Annotated in this window: 4 protein-coding genes; 2 read left to right on the forward strand and 2 right to left on the reverse strand. The window is 63.2% G+C overall.

Going from position 1 to position 4,163, the window contains the following annotated elements:
- The coding region (locus WB785_RS21445; protein ID WP_424081604.1) for a hypothetical protein at positions 1-498 on the reverse strand (498 nt) is incomplete at its 3' end.
- Between the two features lie 141 nt (positions 499-639).
- Here WB785_RS21445 and WB785_RS21450 point away from each other — a divergent pair.
- Positions 640-1,533 (forward strand): phosphoribosylaminoimidazolesuccinocarboxamide synthase, encoded by an 894-nt coding sequence (locus tag WB785_RS21450; RefSeq protein ID WP_424081606.1) that lies wholly within the window; start codon positions 640-642, stop codon positions 1,531-1,533.
- A gap of 50 nt (positions 1,534-1,583) precedes the next feature.
- A complete protein-coding gene (locus WB785_RS21455) occupies positions 1,584-3,731 on the forward strand; it encodes a S9 family peptidase (RefSeq protein ID WP_424081609.1) in 2,148 nt (715 codons plus the stop codon).
- On the opposite strand, the gene WB785_RS21460 is transcribed toward WB785_RS21455, so the two are convergent.
- Complete coding sequence (locus WB785_RS21460) at positions 3,660-4,106, reverse strand: DoxX family protein (RefSeq protein ID WP_424081608.1); 447 nt, start codon at positions 4,104-4,106, stop codon at positions 3,660-3,662. The two genes, WB785_RS21455 and WB785_RS21460, sit on opposite strands and share 72 nt — an antisense overlap.
- Positions 4,107-4,163: the final 57 nt, after the last annotated feature.

Below are 4,163 nucleotides of genomic sequence, written 5' to 3' on the forward strand. Positions count from 1 at the left end.
CAGCGGCCGGTTGGCCAGCGCCCGCAGTGCCAAGAGCTGTTCGCCGCCCGGTGTGCCCGCCAGAGTGCTCACGGTCCACTTACGGCGGAAGAACCGGATCCGCAGCACCAGCCAGGGCACCACCACTGCGAGGGCCGGCGGCGCAGCGACGGCCAGTGCCAGCACGACGGCCAGCCAACTGGCGGTGGTGTCCAGGTTGTGCCCGGCGCCGGCGATGTCGAGGGCGGCCTTGCTGGCCGCGGTGAGCGGCTTGCTCAATGCGTCACCGACCAATGGGACGCGATCGGCACTGTGGCCGGCCGATTTGAGGCTGTCGGCGACACCATCCGCGCCGCCTTGGACCTGGCGGCCCACTGCGGCGATAGTTGACACCGCGCTGTGGACGGCCAGACCGACCAGCACCCAGATAAAGGTCCAGCTGACGACAAAGACGTCACTGCACAATTGCGCCAACAGCCGGCGCGGGGTAGTGGCGTAGGGGAGAAACCGCGATTTCATAACCCCGATCCCAGCACAGGAGCGCGCCCTCGGGGGCGCTGCGCTACCTCGAGATCGACGTTAGAACCGATTTCCACGCCGTTCTCGGCTCTGCGGTCAATCTCGGCGTAGCTAAAAAAGCCGCACCGCTAGGCTGACCCGATGCGTCCCGCTCTGTCCGACTACCGGCACCTGGCCAGTGGCAAGGTCCGCGAGCTCTACCGGATCGACGACGATCACCTGTTGTTCGTCGCGACCGACCGGATTTCAGCGTTCGACTACGTGCTCGACAGCATGATTCCCGACAAAGGTCGGATTTTGACGGCGATGAGCGTTTTCTTCTTCGACCTCGTCGAGGCGCCCAACCACCTTGCCGGGCCTCCGGACGATCCACGCATCCCGGACGAGGTCCTAGGCCGCGCACTGGTAGTGCGAGAACTGAAGATGGTTCCGGTGGAGTGCGTCGCCCGCGGTTACCTGACCGGCTCAGGATTACTGGATTACCAGCAGACCGGCAAGGTTTGCGGCATCTCACTGCCTCCGGGCTTGGTCGAGGCCAGCAGATTCTCCTCGCCGCTGTTCACCCCAGCGACGAAAGCCGAACTGGGAGAACATGATGAGAACATCTCGTTCCCCCAGGTGATCAAGATGGTAGGTGGCGTCCGCGCTAATCAGCTACGCGATCGCACTATCCAGACCTATGTACAGGCGGCCGACCACGCGCTGAGAAGAGGAATCATCATCGCAGATACCAAATTCGAGTTCGGCATCGATGCGCACGACAACTTGGTGCTGGCCGACGAAATCTTCACACCCGATTCGTCACGTTACTGGCCGGCAGCCGATTACCGCGCCGGCGTCGTGCAGGCCAGTTTCGACAAGCAGTTCGTGCGTAACTGGCTGACCGGCCCCGACTCTGGCTGGGACCGCAACGGATCCAAGGCCCCGCCGCCGCTGCCCGACAACATTATCGACGCGACCCGTGACCGCTACATCGAAGCTTACGAACGGATTTCCGGGCACCGCTTCGACGAATGGATCGGACCGGCGGCATGACCCGCGCCGACGACGATGCAGAGCGCAACGATGAGGAGGAGCGGCGCAATATGGCCGGGGCGCCTCCGCCGCCTGTCGCCAAGCGGGTGAACAGCCCACGAGAATTTCACGGTGACGTGTTCGTCGATCCGTATGAATGGCTGCGCGACAAGTCCAGCCCCGAGGTTATCGCCCATCTGGAAGCGGAGAACGACTACGCCGACCAGATGACGGCTCAGCTCGAACCGTTGCGGCAGAAGATTTTTGACGAGATCAAAGCGCGCACCAAAGAGACCGACCTGTCCGTGCCGATCCGACGGAACGAGTGGTGGTATTACGCGCGCAGCTTTGAAGGCAAGCAATACGGTGTCCAATGCCGTTGCCCAGTAGCCGATCCGACCGACTGGAACCCGCCGATCTTCGACGAGCACACCGAGATCCCCGGTGAGCAAATATTGCTCGACGAGAACGTCGAAGCCGAAGGACACGACTACTTCTCACTGGGCGCGGCCAGCATCAGCCCCGACGGCAATGTGCTGGCGTACTCCATCGACGTGGTCGGCGATGAACGTTATACATTGCGGTTCAGGGATCTTCGCACCGGCGAGCAATACCCAGACGAGATCGTCGGCATCGGCGCCGGCGCGACCTGGGCTACCGACAATCGAACCGTCTACTACGTCACGGTCGATGCGGCGTGGCGCCCCGAAACGGTGTGGCGACACCGCCTCGCCTCAGGTCTGCCGGCGGAGAAGGTGTATCACGAAGCCGATGAGCGGTTCTGGCTTGCGGTCGGCCGGACCCGTAGCGACGCGTATGTGTTGATCGTGTCGGCGTCGGCGATTACCTCAGAGGTCCGCTACGCAGCCGCCGCCGACCCGTATGCCGAGTTCCTCACCGTGCTGCCACGGCGCGACGGCGTCGAGTATTCGGTGGAACACGCGATTGTCGACGGGCACAACCGGTTTTTGATCCTGCACAACGACGGCGCGGTCAATTTCACACTGGTGGAGGCACCTGCTGATGACCCGACCGCGCAGCGCACGCTGATCGAGCATCGCGACGACGTGCGGCTGGACGCCGTCGACGCCTTTGCCGGCCATCTGGTGGTCAGCTACCGCGGTGAGGCGTTGCCGCGAATTCAGCTGTGGCCCATCGACGGCGCCATCTACGGCCGGCCCGAGGAGATCTCGTTCGACTCCGAGCTGATGTCGTCCGGCCTGGGTGCGAACCCGAATTGGGACTCGCCGAAGCTCCGGATCGGTGCGGGATCGTTTGTCACTCCGGTGCAGATCTATGACCTGGATCTGGTCACCGGGGAGCGCACACTGTTGCGCGAGCAGCCGGTACTGGGTGACTACCGGCGCGAGGACTACGTCGAACGCCGTGATTGGGCGTATAGCTCTGACGGAACCCGGATACCGATCTCAATCGTGCACCGCGCTGACATTAAATTTCCTGCGCCGGCACTCGTTTACGGCTACGGCGCATACGAGATCTGTGAGGATCCGCGTTTTTCCATCGCTCGGCTCTCGCTGCTCGATCGCGGCATGACGTTTGTTGTCGCGCATGTGCGTGGGGGCGGTGAGATGGGCCGGCTGTGGTACGAGCACGGCAAGCTGCTGGAGAAGAAGAACAGTTTTACCGACTTCGTCGCGGTCGCAAAGCATCTGGTGGATTCCGGCCTGACCCGACCGGAGCAGCTGGTGGCGTTGGGTGGCAGCGCCGGTGGGCTGCTGATGGGTGCCGTCGCCAACATGGCTCCGGATCTGTTCGCCGGGATCCTGGCGCAGGTCCCGTTCGTCGATCCGCTCACCACGATCCTGGACCCGTCGTTGCCGCTGACTGTCACCGAGTGGGACGAGTGGGGAAACCCATTGAGCGACAGCGATGTTTACCATTACATGAAATCCTATTCGCCGTACGAGAACGTCGGCGCACAGAAGTACCCGCCGATCCTTGCGATGACCTCGTTGCACGACACCAGGGTCTATTACGTCGAACCCGCGAAATGGGTAGCGGCATTGCGGCATACCAAAACCGACGGCAATCCGGTGCTGTTGAAGACCCAGATGACCGCCGGCCATGGTGGAATCAGCGGGCGCTACGAGCGCTGGAAAGAGGCGGCCTACCAGTACGCCTGGCTGCTAGCAGCCGCCGATCGCGACCACTACGGCAGCGGCCAGGTAGATGATCTCCTCAGCGGTGCGCAGGGGTAACTGCGTCGTCATCGACTTGGGTGGTTTAGGCATCCGCGCCGCATAGATGTTGGCCGGGAACATCGCCACCATCAGCACCAGCAGGCAAACGGCCGCGGCGACTCGGGTGGCCGGGACCAACAGTCCGGCGGCGCCGAGCAGTTCCAGCACGCCGGTGACGGTCACCAGCAGGCGGGGTGCCGGTAACCGCGGAGGCACGATCGCAATCAGCGCAGCGCGCAGCGGTGGGGCGAAGTGCGCGACACCGGTCAGAACGAACATCGCGGCAAGCCCGACGGCGATCGCTGTAACCCAGTTGTCGAGATAGTCGACACCGGCCCAACCGACGATCCGGGCCACGATGCTGCCCACCAGCAGGGTGATCAACGGGGCCATTGTCCATCTCCAATCTAGGCACTGACAAGTTCTGGCGGCGAGCTTACGATTCGGAAC

The organism is Mycobacterium sp. (assembly GCF_049585075.1).
Lineage (GTDB): Bacteria > Actinomycetota > Actinomycetes > Mycobacteriales > Mycobacteriaceae > Mycobacterium.